22 protein-coding genes (1 of these 22 only partly in view) are annotated in these 25,524 nt (G+C 54.7%); 10 read left to right on the forward strand and 12 right to left on the reverse strand.

The annotated features are described in order from the left end of the window. The 3 genes from eno to ACQYWX_RS21860 form a co-directional block, all read right to left on the reverse strand. Positions 1-856 carry the 5' portion of a phosphopyruvate hydratase gene (gene eno, locus ACQYWX_RS21850; RefSeq protein WP_216738433.1) on the reverse strand. The gene continues 440 nt to the left of window position 1, outside the view, so 856 of the gene's 1,296 nt are visible here — the first part of the coding sequence; it begins with the start codon at positions 854-856; its stop codon lies off the left edge, out of view. Positions 857-988: 132 nt separating this feature from the next. Then, positions 989-1,834 carry a 3-deoxy-8-phosphooctulonate synthase gene (gene kdsA, locus ACQYWX_RS21855; RefSeq protein WP_431686337.1) on the reverse strand — a complete coding sequence of 282 codons (846 nt, stop codon included), beginning with the start codon at positions 1,832-1,834 and terminating at the stop codon, positions 989-991. Between the two features lie 142 nt (positions 1,835-1,976). Then, positions 1,977-3,605 (reverse strand): CTP synthase, encoded by a 1,629-nt coding sequence (locus tag ACQYWX_RS21860; RefSeq protein ID WP_279507739.1) that lies wholly within the window; start codon positions 3,603-3,605, stop codon positions 1,977-1,979. A gap of 169 nt (positions 3,606-3,774) precedes the next feature. Here ACQYWX_RS21860 and ACQYWX_RS21865 point away from each other — a divergent pair, with 169 nt between their 5' ends. Next, positions 3,775-4,773: a hypothetical protein gene (locus tag ACQYWX_RS21865; protein ID WP_431686338.1), complete on the forward strand. Its 999-nt coding sequence runs from the start codon at positions 3,775-3,777 to the stop codon at positions 4,771-4,773. A gap of 2 nt (positions 4,774-4,775) precedes the next feature. Here the strand turns inward: ACQYWX_RS21865 and tilS are convergent, their stop codons facing one another. The 4 genes from tilS to ACQYWX_RS21885 all read right to left on the reverse strand — a co-directional run bounded on the left by tilS (position 4,776) and on the right by ACQYWX_RS21885 (position 11,272). Beyond that, positions 4,776-6,119 (reverse strand): tRNA lysidine(34) synthetase TilS, encoded by a 1,344-nt coding sequence (gene tilS / locus ACQYWX_RS21870; RefSeq protein ID WP_431686339.1) that lies wholly within the window; start codon positions 6,117-6,119, stop codon positions 4,776-4,778. Continuing rightward, positions 6,103-7,056 carry an acetyl-CoA carboxylase carboxyl transferase subunit alpha gene (gene accA / locus ACQYWX_RS21875; RefSeq protein ID WP_216738516.1) on the reverse strand — a complete coding sequence of 318 codons (954 nt, stop codon included), beginning with the start codon at positions 7,054-7,056 and terminating at the stop codon, positions 6,103-6,105. The genes tilS and accA overlap by 17 nt, the downstream gene beginning before the upstream one ends. 102 nt (positions 7,057-7,158) lie before the next feature. Further along, complete coding sequence (gene dnaE / locus ACQYWX_RS21880) at positions 7,159-10,635, reverse strand: DNA polymerase III subunit alpha (protein WP_431689529.1); 3,477 nt, start codon at positions 10,633-10,635, stop codon at positions 7,159-7,161. A gap of 109 nt (positions 10,636-10,744) precedes the next feature. Then, complete coding sequence (locus tag ACQYWX_RS21885) at positions 10,745-11,272, reverse strand: TlpA family protein disulfide reductase (RefSeq protein ID WP_216738437.1); 528 nt, start codon at positions 11,270-11,272, stop codon at positions 10,745-10,747. A gap of 149 nt (positions 11,273-11,421) precedes the next feature. Here ACQYWX_RS21885 and arsC point away from each other — a divergent pair, with 149 nt between their 5' ends. The 4 genes from arsC to ACQYWX_RS21905 all read left to right on the forward strand — a co-directional run bounded on the left by arsC (position 11,422) and on the right by ACQYWX_RS21905 (position 14,703). Next, positions 11,422-11,778 carry an arsenate reductase (glutaredoxin) gene (gene arsC, locus ACQYWX_RS21890; RefSeq protein ID WP_431686340.1) on the forward strand — a complete coding sequence of 119 codons (357 nt, stop codon included), beginning with the start codon at positions 11,422-11,424 and terminating at the stop codon, positions 11,776-11,778. A gap of 33 nt (positions 11,779-11,811) precedes the next feature. Next, on the forward strand, positions 11,812-12,432 hold the full coding sequence (gene wrbA / locus ACQYWX_RS21895; protein ID WP_431686341.1) for an NAD(P)H:quinone oxidoreductase: 621 nt from the start codon (positions 11,812-11,814) through the stop codon (positions 12,430-12,432). A 28-nt stretch (positions 12,433-12,460) separates the two neighbouring features. Beyond that, on the forward strand, positions 12,461-12,829 hold the full coding sequence (locus ACQYWX_RS21900; protein WP_431686342.1) for a DUF2069 domain-containing protein: 369 nt from the start codon (positions 12,461-12,463) through the stop codon (positions 12,827-12,829). An 89-nt stretch (positions 12,830-12,918) separates the two neighbouring features. Continuing rightward, positions 12,919-14,703 carry a GspE/PulE family protein gene (locus ACQYWX_RS21905; RefSeq protein ID WP_279507745.1) on the forward strand — a complete coding sequence of 595 codons (1,785 nt, stop codon included), beginning with the start codon at positions 12,919-12,921 and terminating at the stop codon, positions 14,701-14,703. A gap of 9 nt (positions 14,704-14,712) precedes the next feature. On the opposite strand, the gene ACQYWX_RS21910 is transcribed toward ACQYWX_RS21905, so the two are convergent. Together ACQYWX_RS21910 and exaC are read right to left on the reverse strand one after the other, a co-directional pair. Further along, a complete protein-coding gene (locus tag ACQYWX_RS21910) occupies positions 14,713-15,789 on the reverse strand; it encodes a DUF3080 domain-containing protein (protein WP_431686343.1) in 1,077 nt (358 codons plus the stop codon). A gap of 129 nt (positions 15,790-15,918) precedes the next feature. Continuing rightward, positions 15,919-17,439, reverse strand: coding sequence for an acetaldehyde dehydrogenase ExaC (gene exaC / locus ACQYWX_RS21915; protein WP_431686344.1), 1,521 nt, complete (start codon positions 17,437-17,439; stop codon positions 15,919-15,921). A gap of 204 nt (positions 17,440-17,643) precedes the next feature. On the opposite strand from exaC, the gene ACQYWX_RS21920 reads away from it, so the two are divergent. From ACQYWX_RS21920 to ACQYWX_RS21935, 4 genes are all read left to right on the forward strand, one after another. Beyond that, a complete protein-coding gene (locus tag ACQYWX_RS21920) occupies positions 17,644-18,552 on the forward strand; it encodes a helix-turn-helix domain-containing protein (protein WP_431686345.1) in 909 nt (302 codons plus the stop codon). A gap of 153 nt (positions 18,553-18,705) precedes the next feature. Beyond that, positions 18,706-20,721 (forward strand): endo alpha-1,4 polygalactosaminidase, encoded by a 2,016-nt coding sequence (locus ACQYWX_RS21925; RefSeq protein WP_431686346.1) that lies wholly within the window; start codon positions 18,706-18,708, stop codon positions 20,719-20,721. Between the two features lie 170 nt (positions 20,722-20,891). Beyond that, a complete protein-coding gene (locus ACQYWX_RS21930; RefSeq protein WP_431686347.1) occupies positions 20,892-21,563 on the forward strand; it encodes a response regulator transcription factor in 672 nt (223 codons plus the stop codon). Between the two features lie 33 nt (positions 21,564-21,596). Beyond that, a complete protein-coding gene (locus ACQYWX_RS21935; RefSeq protein WP_431686348.1) occupies positions 21,597-23,033 on the forward strand; it encodes an ATP-binding protein in 1,437 nt (478 codons plus the stop codon). A 158-nt stretch (positions 23,034-23,191) separates the two neighbouring features. Here the strand turns inward: ACQYWX_RS21935 and mtnC are convergent, their stop codons facing one another. From mtnC to ACQYWX_RS21950, 3 genes are read right to left on the reverse strand one after another with little or no spacing between them, the layout of a single operon-like run. Next, a complete protein-coding gene (gene mtnC, locus ACQYWX_RS21940; protein WP_431686349.1) occupies positions 23,192-23,893 on the reverse strand; it encodes an acireductone synthase in 702 nt (233 codons plus the stop codon). Then, positions 23,893-24,450 carry a 1,2-dihydroxy-3-keto-5-methylthiopentene dioxygenase gene (locus ACQYWX_RS21945; RefSeq protein WP_431686350.1) on the reverse strand — a complete coding sequence of 186 codons (558 nt, stop codon included), beginning with the start codon at positions 24,448-24,450 and terminating at the stop codon, positions 23,893-23,895. Before ACQYWX_RS21945 ends, mtnC begins: the two co-directional genes overlap by 1 nt. Then, positions 24,447-25,073, reverse strand: a complete 627-nt coding sequence (locus ACQYWX_RS21950; RefSeq protein ID WP_216738449.1) for a methylthioribulose 1-phosphate dehydratase — start codon at positions 25,071-25,073, stop codon at positions 24,447-24,449. The genes ACQYWX_RS21945 and ACQYWX_RS21950 overlap by 4 nt, the downstream gene beginning before the upstream one ends. 177 nt (positions 25,074-25,250) lie before the next feature. On the opposite strand from ACQYWX_RS21950, the gene ACQYWX_RS21955 reads away from it, so the two are divergent. Then, positions 25,251-25,505 (forward strand): hypothetical protein, encoded by a 255-nt coding sequence (locus ACQYWX_RS21955; RefSeq protein ID WP_216738450.1) that lies wholly within the window; start codon positions 25,251-25,253, stop codon positions 25,503-25,505. The last annotated feature ends 19 nt before the right edge of the window (positions 25,506-25,524 follow it).

Below are 25,524 nucleotides of genomic sequence, written 5' to 3' on the forward strand. Positions count from 1 at the left end.
CGATGGGATAACGTTGAGACAAGTCACCCAAGTAGTCAGCAAACTCCTCAGACGAGAAAACTTTACCTTCACCTGAGAGGTTATACTGCCCTTCTTTGTAAAACTCAGAGGACGCGCAGTCCAACGCCAAGGTCACATCAGATCCAAGTTTATAGCCAGCCTTAGTGACAGCCTCTTCAATCGCAGCCAACGCAGCTTCATTGGATGGCAAGTTGGGAGCAAAGCCACCCTCATCTCCGACAGCCGTATTCAGACCTTTGTCGTGCAGGACTTTCTTCAGGTTGTGAAAAATTTCGGCGCCAACACGCAGCGCTTCACGGAAACTGGCCACTCCCACTGGCTGAACCATGAACTCCTGAATATCGACATTATTGTCTGCATGCTCACCGCCATTGAGAATATTCATCATTGGCACAGGCATAGAATACTGCCCAGACGTACCATTGACGTCGGCAATATGCGCATAAAGAGGTACGCCTTTTTCTTGCGCAGCTGCTTTCGCCGCAGCCAAAGAGACAGCCAGAATCGCATTTGCGCCTAGGTTGGCTTTATTTTCAGTGCCATCCAGCTCAATCATGATACGATCCAGTTCACGCTGCTCCCTCGCATCCTTCCCTATCAAAGCGGAACGAATGGAAGTATTAACTGCATCGACCGCCTTCAACACGCCTTTACCCATGTAACGCGCAGGATCTTTATCACGCAATTCCAAGGCTTCGCGAGAACCCGTGGAGGCCCCTGACGGCGCGCATGCGGAACCAACAACGCCAGACTTCAGCACCACATCCGCTTCAACGGTGGGGTTACCGCGAGAGTCAAGCACCTCTCGGGCGCGCACATCTACTATTTCCGCCATATCTCAATTTCTCCTGTAACAGTTGGTAATGTTTCGGAATCAATAATTATTGTGGTTAATGCAGTCATCGGAAGCACCTTACGACCAGCCATGAGAGCCAATCATTTCGGCACTACGACAACTCACCCTTCCTCACGCAGTATCAATATTGGGAAATTGTTTGACCATATCGTCCAGCGCTTTCATTTGCGCCAAAAACGGTTCGAGCTGGGACAAGCGCAACGCACAAGGGCCATCGCATTTGGCCACATCAGGATCAGGATGCGCCTCCAGGAACAGCCCCGCCAAGCCAACAGCCATTCCTGAACGAGCCAATTGCACAACTTGCTCTCTACGGCCACCAGCCGAACTCGACAGCCCACCAGGCATCTGCAGAGAGTGCGTCACGTCAAAAAATACCGGGTAGCCAAATTGCTTCATGACGCCAAAGCCAAGCATGTCGACCACTAAATTGTTATATCCAAACGAGGAGCCACGCTCACAAAGAATCAACTGATCATTCCCTGCTTCCTCACACTTGCTCAGAATGTGCTTCATTTCTTGTGGAGCCAGAAACTGAGCCTTCTTGATATTGACCGGGCGCCCTGTCCTCGCCATTGCCGCCACAAGGTCAGTCTGACGAGACAAGAAAGCTGGTAGCTGAATAATATCAGCCACTTCCGCCACCGGTTGCGCCTGATGCGGCTCATGAACGTCCGTGATGACAGGAACATTAAATGTGCGTTTGATTTCTTCGAAGATTTTTAGGCCTTCATCCAGGCCTGGACCACGGTAGGAATTGATTGATGAACGGTTGGCTTTGTCGAAAGAGGCTTTGAAAACGTATGGGATGCCCAGCTTCTGGGTAACTTTTACATAGGATTCTGCGACTTGAAGAGCCAGATCACGCGATTCCAGCACATTCATACCGCCGAACAGAACAAAGGGACGATCGTTTGCGATATCAATACCGCCCACTTTCACAGTTCTAGTTGACATGTATTCAACCTTATTTTTGAGCATCCCCATCTAACGCCCGGGGTTGCATTGGGCCATAAAATGAAAAGGCCGCTATTTTAGCAAAAGCGGCCTCTCAAATAACCCTCAACTTTTGTTCATGGAACAAAATGCATGGAACCGCCTATTTTTCGACAGCATTCTCCAAAGCTGCGCGAACAAAGCCTTCAAACAGTGGATGTCCATCACGGGGCGTCGACTTGAACTCAGGATGGAACTGACAGGCCACGAACCATGGGTGATCTTTTACTTCAACCACTTCCACCAAAGAGCCGTCCTGAGACCAACCCGCTACCTGCAGGCCGGCTTCTTCCAACCTTGGAACAAGATTACCGTTCACCTCATAGCGGTGACGATGGCGCTCTTGAATTATGGACTTACCATAACATTCGCGCACTGTGGAGCCTTCAACCAACTTACATTCCTGTGCGCCCAGGCGCATGGTTCCGCCGAGATCGGAAGCTTCGTTACGCTGCTCGGTTTTGCCGCTCGCATCCTGCCATTCAGTGATCAAGCCTACAACCGGGTGAGCGGATTTGGGATTAAACTCAGTACTGTGGGCGTCTTCCATACCCGCCATATGGCGAGCATATTCAATTACCGCAACCTGTAATCCCAAGCAGATACCTAAGTATGGGATTTTATTCTCACGAGCATAACGGACTGTTTGGATCTTGCCTTCCACGCCCCGCTCACCAAAACCGCCTGGCACCAAAATCGCGTCTACGCCTTTGAGCAAATCAACGCCTTGCTGGTAAACCTGTTCGGAGTCGATGTAACGAATATTCACCTTCGTCTTATTACGAATACCCGCATGCTTCAACGCCTCAATCAAGGATTTATAGGCGTCCAGCAGCTCCATGTACTTGCCAACCATGGCGATGGTGACTTCATGTTCAGGGTTGGCTTCATTGTCGACGACATTCTGCCACTCACTAAGGTCAGCCGCGCCGCATTCCAGCCCGAAACGCTCCACAATAATCTCATCCAGTCCCTGGGCATGTAGCATCATGGGAATAGAGTAGATGGATTTGGCGTCTTCCAGAGCGATAACCGCACGCTCTTCAACGTTAGTGAACAGCGCGATCTTGCGACGGGAAGACTGATCAATACTGTGCTCAGAACGGCATACCAGAATATCCGGCTGCAAACCAATCGAGCGCATCTCTTTAACAGAGTGCTGGGTCGGCTTGGTTTTCACCTCGCCGGCGGTGGCGATATAGGGCACCAGTGTCAAATGCATAAATAGCGCACGCTTGGAGCCTACTTCCACTTTCAGCTGACGAGTGGCCTCAAGGAACGGCAACGATTCGATGTCCCCCACTGTGCCGCCGATTTCAACCAGCGCCACATCCGCATCGCCGGCACCTTCTACGATCCGGCGCTTAATTTCGTCAGTAATGTGAGGAATGACCTGCACGGTGCCGCCCAAATAATCGCCGCGACGCTCTTTGCGCAACACGGTTTCATATACACGGCCAGTGGTGAAGTTATTACGCTTGGTCATGGTCGTGCGGATAAACCGCTCGTAGTGACCAAGGTCGAGATCCGTTTCCGCGCCGTCTTCGGTGACGAAGACCTCTCCGTGCTGGAAGGGGCTCATCGTGCCCGGGTCCACGTTGATGTAAGGATCCAGTTTCAGGATGGTGACTTTTAGTCCGCGTGCTTCAAGGATAGCGGCCAATGATGCGGATGCGATGCCCTTCCCCAAGGAAGAAACAACCCCACCTGTGACGAATATATAGCGCGTCATGCAAAACCCGTTGGTGTAACAGATGTTAATCGGAAAGGAGGGAGATATTCATCTCAAAGATGGGACGCCAGAATAACAGAAACAGGGGGGTATCTCAACGAATGATGCGATGAATTCCCCGGATTGACAACGACGCATCCTGCCGCCGCGACCAGCTAAAAAGCACGTTATGGGCAAACGCCCCGGCTGTTTCCAGTCCAATGGCTATACTTCAACTATGGCTGGCTCGAACTCAAAAAATCAATCTGCGACAAAATGCGTCACCGCGACGTCACGACCTTTTCGTTTCACATTGCAAGCGACTGGGGCGATTCTCTTGCTGTCACTTTCACTTTTTGCAGAGGCGTTAGAAGTAACTAAAGTAAGATACCCAGTTCCTGAATCCGAAATGGACCTTCGATATGAGTATCCGAGGCAGCTGCTAAAGCTGGCCCTGGAGGAGACGCTCAGCTCTCACGGAGCCTATACAATAGAAGACGCAAAAATCAGGGCATCCCAGACCCGCAACGAGATATTCCTACGCCAGGGATTCAACATCGATATCATTTGGAGACCTGAGAACGGCTCATTAGATGACAACTTCCTCCCCGTTCGCATTCCCATACTAAAAGGCGCTCTGGGATATCGTGTATTTTTGATTCGCCAATCCGATCAAGGTCGCTTTCACGCCATCAAGTCCCTAAATGAGTTAAAAACCCTGACCGCCGGCTTTGGCCATGACTGGCCCGATGTTCATGTACTCAAGGCGAACAGCATCCCACTTGAACTCTCCTCAGATTACGAGACACTGTTCAAGATGCTCATTACCGAAAGGTTCGACTATTTTCCCCGGGGTATAAATGAAGCATGGGATGAATACGAGCAACGCCACCCGTTTCTTCCAGAATTAAAAGTGGAAGACTCCATTCTCATGTATTACCCCCTGCCCGTTTATTTTGTTGTGAACAAGTCAAACAAGGATCTCGCGCAACGTGTGGAAACCGGTCTGCAGAAAGCGATTGCAGACGGCGGCTTTGATCAGCTTTTCTTTTCTCACCATCAGAGCATGCTGGAAAGAGCCAATCTTGGCGGAAGAAAACTATTCGTTTTGGAAAACCCTTATCTGCCGGATTCCACGCCGACAGGGAGCCAGTATTGGCTTAAAGTGGGCTTCAATCAGACGCCGTAGAATTACGAGCCAGAGGGTTGATGGAACACTGGCAGCCATGCATTTTCCGAAGCGGCGAATTGCTCGGCCACGCCATAACTCCCCACCGCAGCCAGTTCATCATTGAAATAAATCAACGGAATGCTGTCCCGTCGCCATGGAGGAATGCCCTGCTCCTGCAACCATTTTTTTAAAGGACAGGAACCACCGCGCCCCTTGGGTCGAAAACGTTCCCCTCCACGACGAAATCGAACAATTACCGTTTCATCGGTTGTAGGTTGACGCAGCCCCTCGGTAGCTGGCTCAGCCATCAGCCTCCCAACAGGGGTCAACAATGCCTCAGCCAGAGGCCAGACCACTTCGTACTCCGATGGCGGCGCATCAATCCTCTCCGTGATATATAGCTTCCCATCGTGCCGACGCAAAACGCTTTCCCCTAATGGATAGCATGGCTGACGGGAGCCTTCAGCATGAAGCATCTGCGCTAGAATCTCGACCAGATCGCCTTCAGATGGCGTAAAGCCGGCGGTTTGCAGCCAGTATCGCAGCGCATTTTTTCTGCGATGAGGCGACAAACCTGATAACACAGCAAGCCCCAGCTCGTCCGCACTTATTGATTCGCCCTGTAAATCCATCTCCGCCAACTCATCCAACAGACTCGCGGCTTCCGACATACGCCGGCCAGTCTCAGCGATCATCGCCACAGCATTTCGCCATCGCGCGCTCATTGGCCGAAGTATTTCATTACGAAGAAAATTTCTATCAAACACGGCGGCGACGTTACTTTCATCCTCCACCCAGCTCAATCCCCAGCGTTGCGCCAGCGCTTCCAGCTCCGAGCGAGTGAAGCCAAGCAAAGGCCGTCTCAGCATGCCTTTGCCCAAAGAGCGCTGACCAGGGATGCCAGCCAGCCCTTTCACACCATGTCCTTTTAGCAGCCGAAACAGGATGGTTTCAGCCTGATCATTCTGATGATGGCCCAGCAACAACACCGCTCCCGCACACTCATTCAGATAATGCTCGAATACAATATAACGGGCCTCTCTCGCAGCCGCCTCAAGACCATCGCCATTCATCGCCACGCTCACGGGATGCGCATGGCATCTTATGTCCAGACTCCGACATTCCTTCTGACAATGCTCCATCCAGGCGTCGGCATTCGGGCTGAGCCCATGATGCACATGAATCGCTTCAATGTGCGCCTCTGCGGGCCAAACGCGCCGCACAGCATGCAGCAATACGCTGGAATCCAGGCCGCCGCTATAGGCGATATACAAACGGGAAAAGTCAGGCAGGCCGCGCAGGGCCGAGAGAAGACGCCGCTCGATATCAGCGGCGTCATGGGGAGTCTTAGAGGAAGCGCTCATAGGACGTCAGGCGCTTATACCGCTCTGCGACCAGCTCCTCGGTATCCATTTCCAGCAACTGGCTCAGAGAATCTTTCAGAGCCGCTTTGATATGACCAGCCATCAGTTCCGGGTTGCGATGCGCACCGCCCAGAGGCTCATCCAATACCTTATCCGCAAAGCCCAGTTCTGCAAGACGCTTGGCTGTAATGCCCATCGCTTCCGCTGCGTTGGCGGCGTACTCAGCATTTTTCCACAGAATGGAGGCGCAGCCTTCTGGAGAGATAACGGAATAAGTGGAATATTGCAGCATGATCAAGCGGTCGCAAACGCCAACCGCCAGAGCACCACCAGAACCGCCTTCACCGATGACCGTTGAGATGATCGGCGTCTTCAAGCGGGACATGACCGCCAGGTTAAATGCAATCGCCTCGCTTTGACCACGCTCTTCCGCCCCGATGCCCGGATAGGCGCCCGGGGTATCAATGAAAGTCAGAATCGGCATTTTGAAGCGCTCGGCCATTTCCATCATGCGTAACGCCTTGCGATAACCTTCTGGGCGCGGCATGCCGAAGTTACGCTTCACTTTCTCTTTGATTTCGCGACCTTTCTGATGTCCGATGATCATAACGGGCTCATCATCCAGTCTGGCGATACCACCAACGATAGCCTGATCGTCAGCGTATTTACGGTCGCCATGCAATTCGTCGAAATCTTCGAAAATCATCCGCACGTAGTCCAGCGTATACGGACGCTTAGGGTGACGGGACAGGCGGGAAATATCCCAAGAGGACAGATCCGCAAAAATATTTTCCGTGAGCGACACGCTCTTGGACTTCAGACGGTTGATCTCGTCAGTGATATTCAACTCACTGTCGTTACCAACCAGACGCAACTCCTCTATCTTTTCCTCCAGCTCGGCGATCGGCTGTTCGAAGTCGAGATAGTAAGGGTTCATCTGCTTTTCATGCTTACTCATAGTTTTTCTTGCTCGGCTATGTCTCTTGAGCTTGAGCTGACGCGCATGTCATTCCATGCCTTGCCGGATACAAGCGAGGGATCAACTGTAACGCAGTTGCACCCGCTCCTTGCCCAACAAATATCGCAGCCCCTGAATCAATTCATCGCTTGGATTAACCCGCCAATCTTCCGCCAGACGCAGTCTGGTGCGGGCGGTTTCCGTTTCATAATTGATCAAAACCGGGCAGCCCTCGGCGCGATGTTCTCCCAAAACGCCGCCCAGTTCGTCAATAAAGCCGTTATTAAAGTCTTTTTCGTGTACAAAGAGAATAAGCTCTTTGGCGAACTTCAATCGCGCTTGACCAATGTCCGAAGTTAATTTCGCCCGGACAGAAAGCCCACCAGAGTAGTCATCTTCGCCAACAACGCCCTCCACAACCAAAATGCGATCGTTGTGCAGCATTTCTTTGGCTTGCTCGTAGGCGTCGGAGAAAAAAGTCACTTCAATACGGCCGCTACGATCATCCAACGTAGCAAAACCGATATATCCGCCGCGTTTGCTCTTCATCGTGCGCACCGCCACCACCAGACCCGCCACATTTTGCGGGCTCTTGCCGGGACGCAACTCCGAAATGGGCGTACGCACGAATCGGCGTACTTCCTGCTCATATTCATCAAACGGGTGGCCAGTCAGATAAAGGCCCAGAGTCTCCTTCTCTAATTTCAGACGCTCCTTATCGCTCCATTCCTGCATGCCTTCCGTCGCGCTGTAGGGATTCGGATCGGTTTCCGGCACCACCTCGCCGAACAAGTCCAGCATACCGGCGTCCTCATTACGGGAATGTTGATCCGCGCGACGCACCGCTTCATTGATGGAGGCCATCATGCGGGCGCGATTCGGTCCCAGCTTGTCCATCGCCCCGGAGCGGACCAGCGCTTCCAAGGCGCGCTTGTTGACCCGGCGTAAATCCACTCGCTGACAGAAATCGAACAGGTCGCGGAAGGGACCACCTTCTTTGCGGGCGTCCAGAATGCTCTGCACAGGACCTTCACCCAGCCCTTTTACGGCGCCCAGGCCATAGACAATGCGATGCTTATCGTCGACGGTGAAGGTATAACTACTGTTATTGACGTCCGGCAACACCAAATCCAGCTTCATACGCCGGCACTCTTCCACCAGCGTCACCACTTTATCGGTGTTCTGCATATCCGCAGTGAGCACCGCCGCCATGAACGGCGCTGGAAAGTGACACTTCAGCCAGGCGGTCTGGTAGGACACCAAAGCGTAGGCGGCGGAGTGGGATTTGTTAAAGCCGTAACCCGCAAACTTTTCCACCAGGTCGAAGATCTTTTCCGCCAGATCCTGCCCAATCCCCTGATTAATGCTCCCCTCTACGAAAATCGCCTTTTGCTTGGCCATCTCCTCGGGTTTCTTTTTACCCATGGCTCGACGCAGCAAGTCCGCGCCGCCAAGCGTATATCCCGCCATCACCTGGGCGATCTGCATGACCTGCTCCTGATACAGGATGATGCCGTAGGTGGGCTGCAGGACAGGTTTCAATGATTCCAGCTGATAGTCAGGATGTGGATAGGCCAGTTCGGCGCGTCCGTGTTTACGGTTGATAAAGTCGTCAACCATGCCTGACTGCAGCGGCCCCGGGCGGAACAGGGCCACAAGAGCGATGATGTCTTCAAAACAGTCCGGCATCAGACGCCGGATAAGTTCTTTCATACCGCGGGATTCAAGCTGAAACACCGCAGTGGTTTCGCCATGCTTGAGCAGATTGAAGGTCGGCGCGTCATCCAGCGGGATAAAGTTGATATCCAGCGGCGGCTCGCCTTTTTCCGCCTGCTGGCGGTTAATGATATCCACCGCCCAATCGACGATGGTCAAGGTACGCAGCCCCAGGAAGTCGAACTTGACCAGACCTGCCGATTCTACGTCATCCTTATCGAACTGAGTCACCAGACCCGAGCCGGTTTCATCACAGTACAGGGGCGCAAAGTCCGTTAACTTGGTGGGCGCAATCACCACCCCACCGGCGTGCTTACCGACGTTACGGGTGACCCCTTCCAGCTTGCGCGCCATTTCCCAGATTTCCGCCGCCTCTTCATCCGTGGACAGATATTCCCGCAGCGGCTCTTCCTGCTCATAGGCCTTGGCCAGAGTCATGCCTACTTCAAAAGGGATCAGCTTGGACAGGCGATCGCCCATGGAGTAAGGCCGCCCCTGCACCCGCGCTACGTCCCGCACTACCGCCTTCGCCGCCATGGTTCCGAAGGTGATGATCTGGGACACCGCATTACGCCCATAGGCATCGGCCACATAGGCGATAACCCGGTCGCGGCCTTCCATACAGAAGTCGACGTCAAAGTCCGGCATCGACACCCGCTCTGGGTTCAGGAATCGCTCGAACAGCAAGTCGTAGGCGAGAGGGTCCAAATCGGTGATTTTTAGCGCATACGCCACCAGAGAGCCGGCACCGGACCCCCGTCCTGGCCCTACCGGCACGCCGTTGTTCTTGGCCCACTTGATGAAGTCCATAACGATGAGGAAGTAGCCGGGGAACCCCATCTGGGTGATGATATCCAGCTCAAACTTCAGCCGATCATAATAGCTTTGACGTTTACTCTCGTACTGAGGGTCGTCTTGTTTGAAAAGCGTAGCCAGTCGCTCCTCGAGTCCCTCTTCCGAGACCTTGATGAAAAACTCATCAATGGTCATGCCTTCTGGAATGGGATAGTTCGGCAGGAAGTATTTACCCAAGCGCAGGCTGACGTTACAGCGCTTGGCGATTTCCACCGTATTCTCAATCGCCTCGGGAATATCTGAGAACAGCTCGCACATTTCCTCCGCCGACTTCAGGTATTGCTCTTCACTGAAGCGGCGCTCCCGACGCGGGTCGTCCAAAGTGCGGCTTTCGTGGATACAGACCCGCGCCTCATGGGCTTCAAAGTCGTCGCGCTCAAGGAAATGCACATCGTTAGTGGCGACAACCGGGCAGCCGGTTTCCATCGCCAATTCGACAGAGGCGTGCACGCACTCTTCGTCATTAATCCGACCCGTGCGTTGCAGTTCCAGATAAAACGCATCCGGGAACATTTCCATCCAAAAGGCCAGCCGCTCGCGCGCCAGCTCCGGCTTACCCGCCAGCAACGCCTGACCGACTTCGCCATATTTGGCGCCGGACATCGCCAACATGCCTTCCGCCTGGGCGGCGATCCAGTCTTTCTTCAGGATGGCGCGACCATGAGACTGACCTTCAGTAAAGCCGCGGGATATGAGCTCCGTCAGGTTGCGGTAGCCGGTTTCATTGCGGGCGAATAACGTGAGTCGAGATGGAGCCAAGGGGTCGTCCAGGTTTTCAACCCAGACATCAGCGCCGACAACCGGCTTCACGCCTGCGCCCGACGCCGCTTTGTAGTACTTGACCAGACAGCACATGTTGGACTGATCGGTCACCGCCACCGCTGGCATCCCCATTTCGGCCAGCTTTTTAACTAAAGGTTTGACCTTTACCAGTCCGTCAACCAGAGAAAATTCTGTGTGAATGCGTAAATGAATAAAATCGCCCATCGGGCCTTTATCTCCAGTTTCTTCGTGCAACACGGCTTTCAGATCCGCGCTAGCCAACAATTCTCAGTAAAGTCACAAATTCTTAAATATAGACGCCAATTGGCGGCGATTATTGTGGAATAGCCGACAAAATCGCATTTTTCGTCTGCGCGCCGATCATCTCGCGCTGCACCTTGCCGTCATGAATCAACAGCGTGGTCGGCAACACCTTGGGGATTTCCACTTTCCAGTGACGGGTCGGTTCGCCTTGCAAAACCGGGAAGTTAATGCCCATTTTGTCGATGGTTTTGGTCAGCGCCTCCCCATTGTGGCCATCATAATCCACCCCCAGAACAATGACGCCGGGATGTCTATTTAGCTCATTCAACTCAGGAATTTCAACCTTACAGGGGCCACACCACTCCGCCCAAAAATTCAGAATGATCCACTGCCCGCCCAGATGATCCAGATTGATTTCTCCACCATCCGCCAGCTTCACCACAGTCGTCAGCGGCGCATCGCCTTTGTCTTCCGAACAGCCCGCCAGTAACGCCAGCAGGGCTCCTGCGATCAGCGCTTTGAATATGGTCCGATGGATAATCGAGACGCCACTTGCAATGGCTTGAAACAGACCGGGGGTAATTTCACGGGCGATCAAAATGTTTCTCCAGGTAATACGCTGACCGGCATTCTACACGAAAAAAGCGGGGGAAATGGGAGTCTGGCCTTTCCGTCATTGAAAGTGTTAGAAATGCGTTCCACAGATGCTTAAACTTGCCCCCTTACTGCAACAACAGGAAACCGACGATGAGTAAAAGCGCCCTCACTATCTGGCATAACCCACGCTGCTCAAAATCCCGGCAGACACTGCAAATTATTGAAGACAGTGGCGTGGAGCCCACCGTAGTGAAGTACCTGGAAACACCTCCCACTGCTGAAGAGCTGAAAGCGGCCTTGGCCAAGCTCGACATTTCCGCCAGAGACCTGTTGCGTAAAGGTGAAGAAGAATACAAAACTCTTAACTTGGCTAACGCCGACTTGAGCGAAGACGCCTTGATCGATGCAATGGCGGCCCATCCCAAACTGATCGAACGCCCGATCGTCATCAAAGGCGATCGCGCAGTCCTGGGCCGCCCGCCGGAAAACGTCAACGAACTGCTGTAATTAGTCCATCTATCTATATAGAAGAAGGAAACCATGAAGTCAGCGACCGACTCCCCTTATCTACTGGTGCTCTATTACAGTCGTAACGGCGCCACCCGCACGCTGGCGCAACATATCGCTCGCGGCGCTGCGCAAGTATCAGGCATGGACGTGCGCGTACGCACGGTGCCTCCTGTGTCCGCGGTCAGTGAAGCGACAGCCCCTGCAATTCCCGAAGAAGGCGATGTTTACTGCACCCTGGACGACCTGGAAGGTTGTAGCGGCCTGGTCATCGGATCGCCGACCCGCTTCGGCAACATGGCGGCCCCTTTGAAATACTTTCTCGACCAGACTGGCTCTCTATGGCAAGCGGGAGCTCTCATCGATAAACCCGCCGCTGCTTTCACCTCCACCAGCAGCCTTCATGGCGGCCAGGAAACCACCCTGCAGACCATGCTGACGCCTCTGCTGCACCACGGCATGCTGTTGGTTGGCCTGCCTTATACCGAGTCCGGCCTCAGCGAAACACGAGGGGGCGGCTCACCCTATGGCGCAGGCCACTGGTCTGGCTCCGATGGAGCCCGTCGCCCGGACGAGACGGAACTGCAATTGTGTCGGGCTTTGGGCCGCCGGGTGGCGGAACTGGCGCACAGACTGGCTATCACCAAGGCTTGAACCCTATCGCGAAAACTGGAGATTAACGTTGTCCCTATCGCAAAAAGTTAAAATCGCCCGTTCCACAGTGACGGCGAGCTATCTGATCCTGACCCTTTTGGTGCTGTTCAGCACCTGGCAGAGCATTTCTCAAAATATCGAAACCTCATGGCTGTTGATTGTCAGCGTCAAGTGTCTGCCTCTGCTGGCGTTTTTCCCGGCAGTATATCTGGGCCACGTACGCGGCCTGATCTGGTTATGCTTTGTGCTCTGCCTATACTTTATAAGGGCCGTCGGCGATTACGCAGCGGGACAGAATTTAATGATCAGTGGCGCTCTCGCCGTAATGAGCGTTATCCTGTTCAGCACCATACTGTGTTTTATTAAATGGAACGCACAAGCGCGCCGCGCCGCCTGAACCGAGCGTCCAGGCTGCACTGACAGCGATGTCGGCGGCTTGGGGCGGGCAACTCACTTTTTCGGAATAGACAACAGTAAAATAAGCCAATGAGCATCGCCGCCTCCGCACAACCCCAATGGCTGACCACCGTCGACATCATTAAGCGTCTGGTGCGTCTGAAACGGATCACTCAGGAAGAAGGAGAAAAGTTCCTGAGTTCTCCTCGCAGTAAAAGCGAACTGGCCCTTCACCCTATCGAGCAGGTCGTCAACTCCGGCCTGATTGATCACAATTCCGGCAAAGCCTTTGACCTGGAGGAATTATCCTCCTGGCTGGCGAAGGAAGCGGGGCAGCCTTATTTCCACATCGACCCTCTAAAAATAGACGCCCGCGGCGTGGCCTCCCTGATGTCCTTCGCCTATGCGCAACGTCATCGCATCCTGGGCGTGGAAATTCACAAAGATCACGTGGTGATCGCCAGCGCCGAGCCCTTTGTCACCGGCTGGGAAGACAACCTGCGCCATGTCGTCCGCAAAGACATCAAACGGGTCGTCGCCAACCCTGCGGATATTCGCCGCTTCACCGTTGAGTTCTACCGGCTCGCCACCTCCGTGGACAAAGCCGTGGGAGGACGCGGTGAGACCTCCGCCGCTATCGGCAATTTCGAGCAGCTGCTAGAGCTGGGCAATGTCGCCAATCCTGACGCCAACGACCAGCACATCGTCAATATCGTGGATTGGCTGTTGCAGTACGCCTTCGATCAGCGCGCCAGTGATATTCATATTGAGCCCCGACGCGAGATTGGTCAGGTAAGGTTCCGTATCGACGGCGTGTTGCACAACGTTTATGAGCTACCCATGCAGGTCTCCATGGCGGTGGTGAGCCGGCTGAAAATACTGGGGCGCCTGAATGTAGCGGAAAAACGCAAACCCCAGGACGGCCGCATCAAGACCAAGAATCCAGATGGCCTGGAAATCGAATTGCGTCTTTCCACGCTACCCACCGCCTTCGGCGAAAAGCTGGTCATGCGGGTATTTGACCCGGACGTATTACTACGCTCCTTCACCGACCTGGGCTTCGGCCAGGACGACAGCCGTCGCTGGAACTCCATGACCTGCCAGCCCAATGGCATCATTCTGGTGACGGGGCCTACCGGCTCGGGCAAAACCACCACCCTTTATTCCACGCTGAAGAGTCTGGCCACATCGGAGGTCAACGTCTGTACGATTGAAGACCCCATCGAAATGGTGGAGCCCGCCTTCAACCAAATGCAGGTGCAAAGCGGCATTGGCGTAACTTTCGCCAGCGGCGTCAGAGCATTGCTGCGACAAGACCCCGACATCATCATGGTGGGCGAGATCCGCGACCTGGAAACGGCGGAAATGGCGATCCAGGCGGCGTTGACCGGTCACTTGGTCCTCTCCACGCTGCACACCAACGACGCCCCCAGCGCCATCACCCGTCTGCTTGAGCTGGGCGTACCCGGCTACCTGGTGAAAGCCACGGTATTGGGAGTCATGGCGCAGCGTTTGGTGCGAGTGCTGTGTCCTAACTGCAAAGAGCCCACCACGATTGACGATAAGGACTGGCAGAATCTGATCCAGCCCTGGAAAGCCTCTAAACCAGATCACGCCTGCGCTCCGGTAGGATGTCTGGAGTGCCGCAACACCGGCTATCGCGGACGGGCGGGCGTTTACGAAGTCATGCTGCTCAGCGAAAGCGTGAAAGAGTCCATCAATGAGCAATGTGACCTGGAACGCATCCGCAAAGTGGCGGTGAAAGAAGGCATGCGCACGCTGCGCCTGAGCGGCGCGCAAAAAGTGGCCAATGGCATGACCACGATTGATGAAGTGTTACGGGTCACGCCGTCATCCAGTCTGGCGATACTCTGACGCCATTATTTACCGGCTTCCGGGCTCCAACCCGCATTGCGCCAACATCTCCGTCCATATCGCCGCATGCGCTGCGGCGTTGTGGCGGAACTCCCACCAAAGACTGGACTCCCCTTCCTGTAAGTAGCGCCGTGCAAAATCCTGCAACGCCACTGACTGCTCACCATGCAACTGATCATAGGAGCGCTGCAAGGGCGGCAGCCAGTCACGACGCGCCTTTTCCAGCTGCGCCAGGTACGGCTGCACCCGGGCGCTGTAGATATTGACCAGCACATTTTGCAGGATGCGACTACGCTCGCTCGGGGCTCCGTTCACACAGAGCGGCCGTTCTGCAAGCCAACGCTTCAGCCCTTCAACAATCGCCCCCATTTCCGCAGAAGCTTCTTCCGCAGAGAAAAGCAGCCGTCCCACCATGGGATACGTCAGCAAGCGACGATTCAGCGCCTCCAGACTATCGGCGTCCAAACCGGGCGACTCCGGCCGCGCCGACCACTCGGCCAATGCAGATAACGCCAGACTCAGTTCCGCCCAGTCGCCAGCTTGAAAGTCCAGGTCGAAGCCGCCTTCTTTCTGCGACATCAACGCTTGCCATTCCGGCCCCGCCCAGGTTGCGTTCCAAGCCACATCGCCAATCTCATCGCGTTTACTCGCCAGCGCGCGACGCAGCTCTAGGGCGAGATCCGCCTCTTCGTCTTGCGCCTCAAGCGTCGTCAGACAGGCATCGCCCAAGCTCAAAAACTGCTGCTCATATAGCCACTTCTGACTGGCGGGCATCATCTTGCCTAGCGAACTATTACGAAAGCCCACCAGCCGGTTCAACTCACAGCCGGTCAGTCCCAGGAAATCCAGTAAATTGATCTTCAGCTCGGCGACGTCCCTCAGCAGCACTTTGCTGCGAGGATAAACCTCAACGGGAAGCGTACGATCAGCGGTAGGAAAGTCAGTGTCTAACACCCGCTCCAAGCGATCACGGTAATCCTGAAATAATTCAGCGCTGGTGTCGGGGGGACCAAGGCAGGCGGTCAGCGATAGCATTGCAAGCAGCGTCAGCGTAGCCGTCCAGTATCGATGAGAAAAAACGAACATGAAAAAAAGCGGCCGCCCCGATTGCCCTGTCAGTATCGAAATTGTCGGCCGCAAGCAGTCTGAAAGTCCAGCCCTCAGTTCAAGGGCTTAGGGGAGTTCGCGCATCCTGCCGCAAATTCCTGTCTGTATTTAGAAAAAGCCTAAGGGGTTGATGTCATAACTCACCAGCAGATTCTTGGTTTGCTGGTAGTGCTCCAACGCCACCTTGTGCGTTTCCCGGCCAACGCCGGATTTCTTGTAGCCGCCAAAAGCCGCATGCGCCGGATAGTGGTGATAACAATTAGTCCACACCCTGCCCGCCTTGATTTGCCGCCCCATCCTGAACGCCAGATTGATATCCCGCGTCCACACGCCCGCGCCCAGCCCATACTCAGTGTCATTGGCGATGGTCAGAGCTTCCTCTTCGGTTTTGAAAGTCGTGACGCCGACCACCGGGCCAAAGATCTCCTCCTGAAACACTCTCATGTCATTGCCGCCTTTCAACAGGGTCGGCTGGATGTATAAACCGTCCTGCAAGTCGCCGCTCAGTTTTTCAACCCCGCCACCCAACAGCACTTGCGCGCCTTCTTTGCGGCCAATTTCGATGTAACTCAGAATTTTATCGAACTGCTCCTGAGAGGCCTGCGCCCCCACCTGGGTGTCGGTATCCAGAGGGTTGCCGCGCTTGATGGTTTTGGTCCGGTCAATGACTCTGCCGATAAAGTCGTCATAGATTGACTCATGAATCAGCGCCCGCGAGGGACAGGTACACACTTCACCCTGGTTGAAAAAAGCCAGCACCATGCCTTCCACGCATTTGCTGATAAAAGACTCTTCCTGACGCATTATGTCCGCGAAGTAGATGTTAGGAGACTTTCCACCCAGCTCCACGGTGGAAGGAATAATGTTTTCCGCCGCGCACTTCAGGATATGCGAGCCAACCGGGGTTGAACCGGTGAAGGCGATCTTGGCGATACGCTTGCTGGTGGCCAGTGCCTGACCCGCTTCAGCTCCCCAGCCATTGACGATATTCACTACGCCCGGCGGCAACAGATCACCGATCAACTCCATCAACACCAGAATTGAAGCAGGCGTCTGCTCTGCGGGTTTCAGCACCACACAGTTGCCCGCCGCCAGCGCTGGCGCCAGCTTCCAGGCCGCCATCAGGATGGGAAAGTTCCAGGGAATAATCTGTCCCACTACGCCCAGCGGTTCATGGATGTGATAGGACAAGGTATTAGCGTCGATTTCCGCCAGCCCGCCCTCCTGAGCGCGAATACAGCCGGCGAAGTAGCGGAAGTGATCCACCGAGAGGGGGATATCCGCCGCCAGAGTTTCCCGCACCGGCTTACCGTTATCCCAGGTCTCCGCCACCGCCAGGATCTCCAGATTTTGTTCCATGCGGTCAGCAATTTTCAGCAATAAATTGGAGCGCTCCGTCGCCGACGTCCGCCCCCAGACGTCTTTGGCCTTATGCGCCGCATCCAGAGCCAGATCAATATCCTCCGCACTGGAACGGGGAATTTCGCAGAACTTCTTACCATTAACCGGAGAGATGTTGTCGAAGTAGCGACCTTGTACAGGCGCCGTCCACTCGCCGCCAATAAAGTTCTGGTAGCGGGCTTTAAAGTTAACCAAGGCTTTATCGTGACCGGGCTGTTCGTAAATCATGCCGTTATCCTCTCTGTTTTTGTTATGGCTACTTGTCGTTATGGACAGCGCCTGCCAGGCGCGGCGGTACTACCGCCATGGAACCACTTTAAACCTCTGGACAGCGGCTCTGCTTATCTGTTAGTACATATCTGTTGCCTGTGAGTCCACGGGCAATGAAGTCTGCTGGTTACTCCAAAAATAAAAACATGACGGGTGACAGAGGTGACAAGAGCAATAGCCATTGCAGCCCGCGAGCCACGCGAGCTGATAGAAAACAGGGTATCTTTCGCCGGCCCCAACTCGGAGTTGAGCGTCTACGACACCTACCTGCCCGCGCAAAGCGTCGGCCTGTCGGCGGACGAACTGCTTTATTGCGGCATGATCAGCGGCCGTAAAATTCTGCACGGTCGCGACGACTACACGGCGGAGTTTCTGCCGCAGGAATCCTTCGTGATGGCCCCCGGCGAAACCATCAGCATAGATTTTCCCGACGCTGAGCTGGACCGCCCGACGTCCTGCCTGACGGTAGAGATCTCGCGCACGCGGGTGGACAGCATCTGTTCGCATATGAACAAAGTGGCGCCGCTGCATAAAGACTTTGAAGAATGGCGCTACCGCACAGAGACGTTAATCCATACTCCCCATACTCAGGCCACCCAGGCGTTGCTTGAGAGAATGATCGCCACGTTCAGCGAAAACGGACCAGACCGGGATATCCTGATCGACTTGGGCGTCAGCGAATTAGTGGTGAGGATGCTGCGCCAGCAGACCCGCGCCTTCTTACTGGGCGCCTGCGAACGTCAGCCCGACATTAATGGGTTGGCCGCCGCTCTTAGCCATATCCAGAAACACATCACGCAGCCCCTGGATATTGATCAGCTCTGCAAAATCGCCTGCATGAGCCGCAGCCGTTTCTTCGCTGAATTCAAAAGCCACTTCGGCTGCGCCCCCTCAGAGTTTCAGCAGCAGTTAAGATTGCAACGCGCCGGCGAGCGCCTGCGCCAGGGAGAATCCGTCACCCGGGTTTGTTTCGATCTGGGATATCGTAACCTGAGCCATTTCAGCCGACGGTTCCAGCGACAGTATGGGCGCAGCCCCAGCCAGTATCAGAAGCAGCTCACCGCCACCTAAAAACACGACAGAAAGTTCAGTTTTTGTTCAGAGCAAAAATCAGGCAATCATAATGTTCCGGTAAGTTTCTCCTGATTAGGATGAAATTGGCTCACTCATAAAGTGAGCCAGTCTTCCTACTTAACTAATAATTAGAACCTCAGGAGATCAGCAATGACCCAGAAGTTATTCGGTCCTTACATTTCCGCCAATCCGCCCTTCGCCCGCAGGCGCCTGCAACCCGCACTGGCTGCGGCGACGCTAGCCTGCGCATTGGGTCTCACCGCCTGCAACTCCGACGCAGGGACTCGGGATAATGAGACAAAAGCAACCAACAGCAGCTCTGCCTCCAATGCAGGATCGCAAAGCGCCGCCAATATCTGGCGCCCCAAACCAGGAACAACCTGGATGTGGCAGCTGCAAAACTACGGCTCCATGAATATGAATCTGGATGTCACCGCCTACGACATTGACCTGTTCGAAGGCAGCGGCAGTGGCTCCAACAGCCTGATTCGTCAATTGAAGAACAAAGGCAAGCGCGTAATTTGTTACTTCAGCGCCGGCACCCGCGAAGACTGGCGTCCCGATGCAGATCAATTTGCTCCTGGCTCGGTGATCGCAGATGGCGGCATGCAGGACTGGCCCGGCGAAACCTGGTTGAACATCGGCAATAAATCCGCCCTGGAGCAGACCATCAAACCCATTATGGAAGCGCGGCTGGATTTGGCCCGAGACGCGGGTTGCGACGCCGTCGAGCCGGATAATGTGGACGGTTACACAAACCGGGATGAAACCCATGGCGCCATCAGCGCAGCGGATCAGTTGGCCTACAACAAGTGGCTGGCGGAAGCCGCACACGCCCGTGGCCTTAGCATCGGACTAAAAAATGATGTTGACCAGTTACAGGCGCTGGCTCCGTATTTTGACTTCGCCGTCAATGAACAATGCTACGCCTGGGGCAATGAGTGCGTTGCATACGAAAATACCTTCCTCAGCGCCGGCAAAGCCGTATTCAACCAGGAGTACTATAAAAAAGGCGAGGAAGGGATCATCACTAAAGAGCAATTCCTCGGCAACGCCTGCTCCTACTTCGTCAGCGCAGGCATTTCCGCACTTTGGCGGCAAAGTTTCGAGCTGAACGGCGGAACCAGCCTGTCCTGCCCCGGCGCAGTAGATCCTGGCGATGATGGGGATGACGACGGAGGCGATAACGGCGGAGATACTGGTGGCGACGACGGCGACAATGGAGACAATGGCGGCGATACCGGTGGCGATGATGGCGACGACGGCGACAATGGAGATAACGGCGGCGATACCGGTGGTGACGATGGCGACAACGGGGACAATGGCGGCGATACCGGTGGCGACGATGGCGACAACGGCGACACCGTTGGCGATATCTGGACCCCAACGCCAGGAACAACCTGGATGTGGCAACTGCAGCGTTATGGCTCCATCAACATGGACCTTGACGTGGACGCCTACGACATAGACCTGTTTGAAGGCAGTGAAAACGGCGCCAACAGCCTCATTCATCAGTTGAAAAACAAAGGTAAGAAAGTCATTTGCTACTTCAGCGCAGGCACCCGCGAAGATTGGCGTCCTGACGCCAACCAGTTCACCGAGGGCTCGGTAATCGCTGACGGCGATATGGACGACTGGCCCGGCGAAACCTGGTTGAACATCGGTAACCAAACGGCTTTGGAGCAGACCATCAAACCCATCATGGAAGCGCGACTGGATCTGGCCCGTGACGCAGGCTGCGACGCCGTCGAGCCGGATAATATGGACGGCTACGACAACCGCAGCGAAACTCACGGTGAAATCAGCGCCGCGGACCAGCTAGCTTATAATATCTGGATCGCACAAGCGGCTCACGCCCGTGGTCTCAGCGTGGGTCTGAAGAACGACGTCGGTCAGGCGGAAGAGCTGGTGGCTTACTTCGATTTCGCCGTCAATGAGCAATGCTTTGCGTATGAAGAGTGTGAGGCATATGAAGATACCTTCCTCAACGCCAACAAGGCGGTGTTCAATCAGGAGTACTACACGGACGGCGACGACGGGGAAATATCCAAGCGTCGTTTCCTTCGCAAGGCATGTCCTTATTTCGAAAGCGTGGGCATTTCCGGCTTGTGGGCGAAGGGTTACAGTCTGAACGGGCGTAACGTCGTCGCCTGTGAAAGCAATTAATCAGACAGCTAATATAGAAGGATACTATTAGCTTGAAACAACCGAGCCTGCGCCGGGCTATTAACATGTCAATGTAGTCGCCATGTTGATAAAAATTGAGGCGGAAGGGCGCAGGGACGCGCCCGACTCATCGGGCGGACGCCCCTCACAACAGGAAGCTAGTCCCTTTTATGCGTTTACTGGTCATTGAAGACGCCGACATTTTACGCCAAAGCCTGGTCATCGGATTGGGCGACGCCGGTTATGTGGTCGACGCCGCCGCAGACGGCGAGGAAGGCTTATGGCTCGCCAGCGAGCAATCCTACGATTTGATTATTCTCGATATCATGCTCCCACGTATGAACGGCTTTGAATTGCTGGACCGTCTGCGCACTCTCGGCGCTGACAGTCTGGTGCTGATGCTGACCGCCAGGGACAATGTTGAAGATCGCGTACTAGGCCTGCGCAGCGGGGCTGACGATTATTTAGTGAAGCCTTTTGATTTCGCTGAATTGCTGGCGCGCATAGAGGCTTTGTTACGCCGTCGCGCTGGTTGCGCCAGCAATCTGTTGGAAATCGGTGAGCTGACCATCAACTTGCACAGCAAACAAGTCAGCGTCAGTGGCGTTCCAGTCACCCTCCCGCCTCGCGAGTATGCGCTGCTCGAATGTCTGGCTTTGAATCGTCACCGTGTGGTGTCCCGGCAGGAAATCGAACACAAGATCTATGACGACAAAATCGAACCAATGAGCAACGTCGTGGATTCCGCCATTTCCAGTCTGCGAAAAATGATTGATCACAAAGACCGTCCTTCGTTTATCCTTACCCGCCGGGGACATGGCTATCAGATACGCCAGTCATAACCATCGACGCTCAATTTCCAAACGCTCAATACGATGAAATCCATCCGTTTCACTACCACCTGGATGACCTTCGTAGGCGTCAGCCTGCTGGGGCTGGCCCTGTGCTCCGCCGCCTATCTGGTTGCGCGCAAGATTCTCATCGACAACTTTGATCGCGACCTGCTGCTGGAATTTCAAAATGTCGCCAGCGTCGCCCGAGTCTGGCCGGACGGCGACTTCTACATCGATATCGATTTTGATGTAGCGACCCAGTACAACGCTGGCGGCTCACGCATATTTCAAGTGTGGAGCGCAGACGGCAAAGAGATCGTTGACCAATCTCCTATGCTGGAGGAGGAAAATCGCCGCCTGTCTTACCCTCCCCGCCCAGCGGGTAATAAACCCTACTTTTTCGATCTGCAGGACAAGCATTCTGCGCGAGCCATTTTTCAAAAAGTCGACGCGCAATGGGGATGGATCGAAGAACAACCGGATCTAAAAGTGCCGGAGCACGTACAAGGCATGCAAGTGCAGCTCCTGGTCGTCCGGGAGCGCACGTCCCTCGACCAGTCGCTCTCTCTGCTGCGCAACTGGATGCTGGCCATTGCGGCTATCCTGCCAGCGCTGACGTTTCTGATTGTTTATCTCACCATCGGCCGCGGACTAAAGCCGTTACGAGAGCTCGCCACCAAAGTCAGCGCTATTCGCTCCAGCGGGGAAAAACTGGAAGCCGATCTACATTGGCCGCAAGAAATCACGCCGGTTGCAGAGACCCTAAACGCCTTACTGAAACGACTGGATTTCACCCTGCAACGGGAGCGCCGCTTCACTTCCGACGCCGCTCACGAACTGAGGACCCCGTTGGCGGAATTACGCATCGCCACGGACATCGCCCTGCGCGCCCAGCAAAATCAAGAACGCCTGCTGACAGCGGTGCGTCACGCCAACCACCTCTCCCACTCTATGGCCAACCTGGTCAACTCCATGTTACTCCTGGCCCGCTTCCAATCGGGATCGAGCAAACCGGAAAACGCGCCCATCGACGCCGCCGCCTTGTTCGACGAACAACGCCAACGTATATATGAGCTAGCCAAGAAGCGAGGGCTGGCGGTGCAAGCGCAGACGCCCGATACGCTTGTCATCACCAGCGACAAAGGCCTGCTCACCACTATCATGGCCAATTTATTCACGAATGCGGTGGAATACGCGCCGCTGGAATCCACTGTCACCCTGACCCTGTCCGCCGCCCCCAGCGGATTCGCCCTGGAGACACGCAACGCCGCGCCGGACCTGACACAAGAAGACCTTGAGCACTTATTCCATCCCTTCTGGCGCAAAGGCGAATCCCGCAGCCAACGCGACCACTACGGACTCGGCCTGGCCATCGTGCAAGAAGCCGCCGCCTGTCTTGCTTTGAAGTTGGATGTAACCCTGGAGAAAGAAAACGTACTGCGTATTCGCGTCAGCTCACGCATAACGGAAACAATTTAGCGACGAAGAAAAGAGTGTCACCAAAGCCAACTTCTCGTTAAAGAGAGAGCCTTAGATTAGAAGTCATCAATAAGGTGAATTAGGGACTGATAAGATACGAATGATAGCGAGGAAGCGGGAAGAAGCGAGAGTGCGACGCCTCTCGCTTCTTATTATACTCAGGCAGGTTTAATCACCAGATCAGCAAAGCTGGCGACCGCCGGATAAGCTTCCTGACGCTCGATGCCTTCGCCTCTCACCAACTGGCACACCTGCAATTCGGCTTCCGCCGCTGCGCTGAGCTCCGCCGGCACATCGGAGAGAAACAAGACGCTGGACGCAGGCTCCGACACCTCACGCACAATCGCCCGATACGAGTCAGCTTCTCGTTTGCCGCCGACGCGCGTATCAAAATAGCCGCTAAACAACGGCGTCAAATCGCCCGCCTCGGAAAAACCGAAAATCTGCTTCTGCGCCGCAACTGAGCCAGACGAGTACACGAACAAACGGATACCCAGCTCGCGCCAATGACGTAAACGCTCGGCCACTTCCGGGTAGACATGCCCTTTGTAGGCGCCTTCGTCATAGCCTGCGCGCCAGATCATGCCTTGCAGCGCCTTCAGCGGAGTGATTTTCTTGTCTTCCGCAATCCAGTCCAGCAGCTGTTTGATCAGCGCATCAGGGCTTTTGCGGTCAACGCCGCCCAGGCGGGCGACCTCGTCCAACTGCTCCGCAACGGCAGGCGCGGAGAAATTTTCCCGGATAAATGCGTCCATATGCCTGGCGGCATAGGGGAACAACACCTCATGCACAAAACTGATGCTACTTGTTGTGCCTTCAATATCCGTGACGACAGCTCTGATACCGTTAAACTCCGCCATTACGCCGCCTCGATCAGTTGCTCAAAACGAGGCGCTTTCGAAGCGATTTCGTCGCCCGTAAACTGCGCCACCCAGCCCTCAGGGTTGGTGAACAAGCGCACGCAGGTGAACTCCGGCGCCGGGCCCATATCAAACCAATGCCTGGTTCCGTTAGGAACGCTGATCAGGTCATTCTTGCGGCACAGCACGACATAGACCTTGTCATCCAGGTGCAAATAAAACAGGCCTTGTCCGCGCACGAAAAAGCGCACTTCGTCTTCACTGTGACGGTGCTCGTCGAGAAATTTCTTACGGAAATCATCTTTTTGCGGATGAGTTGGGGTCAGGCTGACCACGTCCGCCGTGGTGAAACCATTTTCCGCCTTCAACTTCTCCACTTCCGCCTGGTACGCCGCCAGAATTGAATCCGGCGTAGCGCCCTCTTCCAGCTCACGAGTGCACCAGCGCTCAAAGCGAATGCCCACTTCGTTCAACTGGCGGGAGATCTCCGCGCCATCTTCAGTAAAGACCAGGGGTTGCGAAAAATCGTTATCGTTGTATATACGCAGGCTACTCATGACTTGATCCTCATCATTTCCAATTCACAGGCTAGCAGGAATTCCATGGCTTCCACATGACGCAAACATTCCGCCATGGTCTCTCCCCAGGTATACATACCGTGGCCGCGAATCAGGTAACCGGGACAATCTGAATGCTCTTTCAGATACTCCACCGACAACGCGGACAACGCTTCAATATCCTGAGTGTTATCAAATATGGGAACGACACAGCGCCCTTCGTGGGTGTATACGCCACGGAAGGCTTTTTGGAGTTCGTAATCTTCAAATACGATCTCCGTATTGGGACGCAACGCGCGGGAAAGCACCGTGGCGTTCACTGAGTGAGTATGCAGCACCGCGCCGACATTGGGTTTCAAGTCATAAATAACGGTGTGCAGCAGCGTTTCCGCTGAGGATTTCATCTGACTGGCCACCGCCCGACCCTGCAGGTCCACGACCATAATATCCTGGGCCTGCAGACGCCCTTTGTGCTTACCGGATACCGTGATGGCGATGTTGGCGTCGTCGATGCGCGCGGAGTAATTGCTGCTGGTGGCGGGAGACCAGCCGGCGCCGTACAAAAACTTGCCAGCCTCAATGATTTCCTGCGCGCGAAGGGAAAATTTATGCAAATCAAACACAGTGGGTCCCCCTGAAATAATTGGCCGGTATTATAAGCGCCTCCGCCCTGCATTTCTAAGGTTTCATCGGCTTTCCGCTCATCTATATGAAGCGACGCGGCGCTGCTAACATAGACAACACACAGTCGGCGTGTTTGCATAGTCGGCTCCACGGCTAATCACAGTGAGGAACTCAGGATGAACATTTCAGCGGAATTGAGCTTTTACCCCTTCACAGACGATTTTAAACCGCCCGTTCTCGACGTTATCAAGCACTTAGAACAGCAACCCGGCGTGGACGTCCACCCTAACCGCATGAGCACTCAGGTCTTTGGTTCTTTCGACGATGTCACCGCCGCCATTAACGCCACCATGCGCTGGTCGTTCGAGCGCTATAACAGCTGCGTCTTCGTCACCAAAATCATGAACAGCGACCGTAGCCCCAAAGACTGACCCTGCGAGACCAGCACCC

Origin of the sequence: Hahella sp. NBU794 (assembly GCF_050749805.1) — a bacterium.
Lineage (GTDB): Bacteria > Pseudomonadota > Gammaproteobacteria > Pseudomonadales > Oleiphilaceae > Hahella.

Coding starts and splice junctions, on each gene's coding strand:
- kdsA (WP_431686337.1), bottom strand. CDS start 1,834: ATGTCAACTAGAACTGTGAAAGTGGGCGGTATTGATATCGCAAACGAT.
- ACQYWX_RS21860 (WP_279507739.1), bottom strand. CDS start 3,605: ATGACGCGCTATATATTCGTCACAGGTGGGGTTGTTTCTTCCTTGGGG.
- ACQYWX_RS21865 (WP_431686338.1), top strand. CDS start 3,775: ATGGGCAAACGCCCCGGCTGTTTCCAGTCCAATGGCTATACTTCAACT.
- tilS (WP_431686339.1), bottom strand. CDS start 6,119: ATGAGCGCTTCCTCTAAGACTCCCCATGACGCCGCTGATATCGAGCGG.
- accA (WP_216738516.1), bottom strand. CDS start 7,056: ATGAACCCTTACTATCTCGACTTCGAACAGCCGATCGCCGAGCTGGAG.
- dnaE (WP_431689529.1), bottom strand. CDS start 10,635: ATGGGCGATTTTATTCATTTACGCATTCACACAGAATTTTCTCTGGTT.
- arsC (WP_431686340.1), top strand. CDS start 11,422: ATGAGTAAAAGCGCCCTCACTATCTGGCATAACCCACGCTGCTCAAAA.
- wrbA (WP_431686341.1), top strand. CDS start 11,812: ATGAAGTCAGCGACCGACTCCCCTTATCTACTGGTGCTCTATTACAGT.
- ACQYWX_RS21905 (WP_279507745.1), top strand. CDS start 12,919: ATGAGCATCGCCGCCTCCGCACAACCCCAATGGCTGACCACCGTCGAC.
- ACQYWX_RS21910 (WP_431686343.1), bottom strand. CDS start 15,789: ATGTTCGTTTTTTCTCATCGATACTGGACGGCTACGCTGACGCTGCTT.
- exaC (WP_431686344.1), bottom strand. CDS start 17,439: ATGATTTACGAACAGCCCGGTCACGATAAAGCCTTGGTTAACTTTAAA.
- ACQYWX_RS21925 (WP_431686346.1), top strand. CDS start 18,706: ATGACCCAGAAGTTATTCGGTCCTTACATTTCCGCCAATCCGCCCTTC.
- ACQYWX_RS21930 (WP_431686347.1), top strand. CDS start 20,892: ATGCGTTTACTGGTCATTGAAGACGCCGACATTTTACGCCAAAGCCTG.
- ACQYWX_RS21935 (WP_431686348.1), top strand. CDS start 21,597: ATGAAATCCATCCGTTTCACTACCACCTGGATGACCTTCGTAGGCGTC.
- mtnC (WP_431686349.1), bottom strand. CDS start 23,893: ATGGCGGAGTTTAACGGTATCAGAGCTGTCGTCACGGATATTGAAGGC.
- ACQYWX_RS21945 (WP_431686350.1), bottom strand. CDS start 24,450: ATGAGTAGCCTGCGTATATACAACGATAACGATTTTTCGCAACCCCTG.
- ACQYWX_RS21955 (WP_216738450.1), top strand. CDS start 25,251: ATGAACATTTCAGCGGAATTGAGCTTTTACCCCTTCACAGACGATTTT.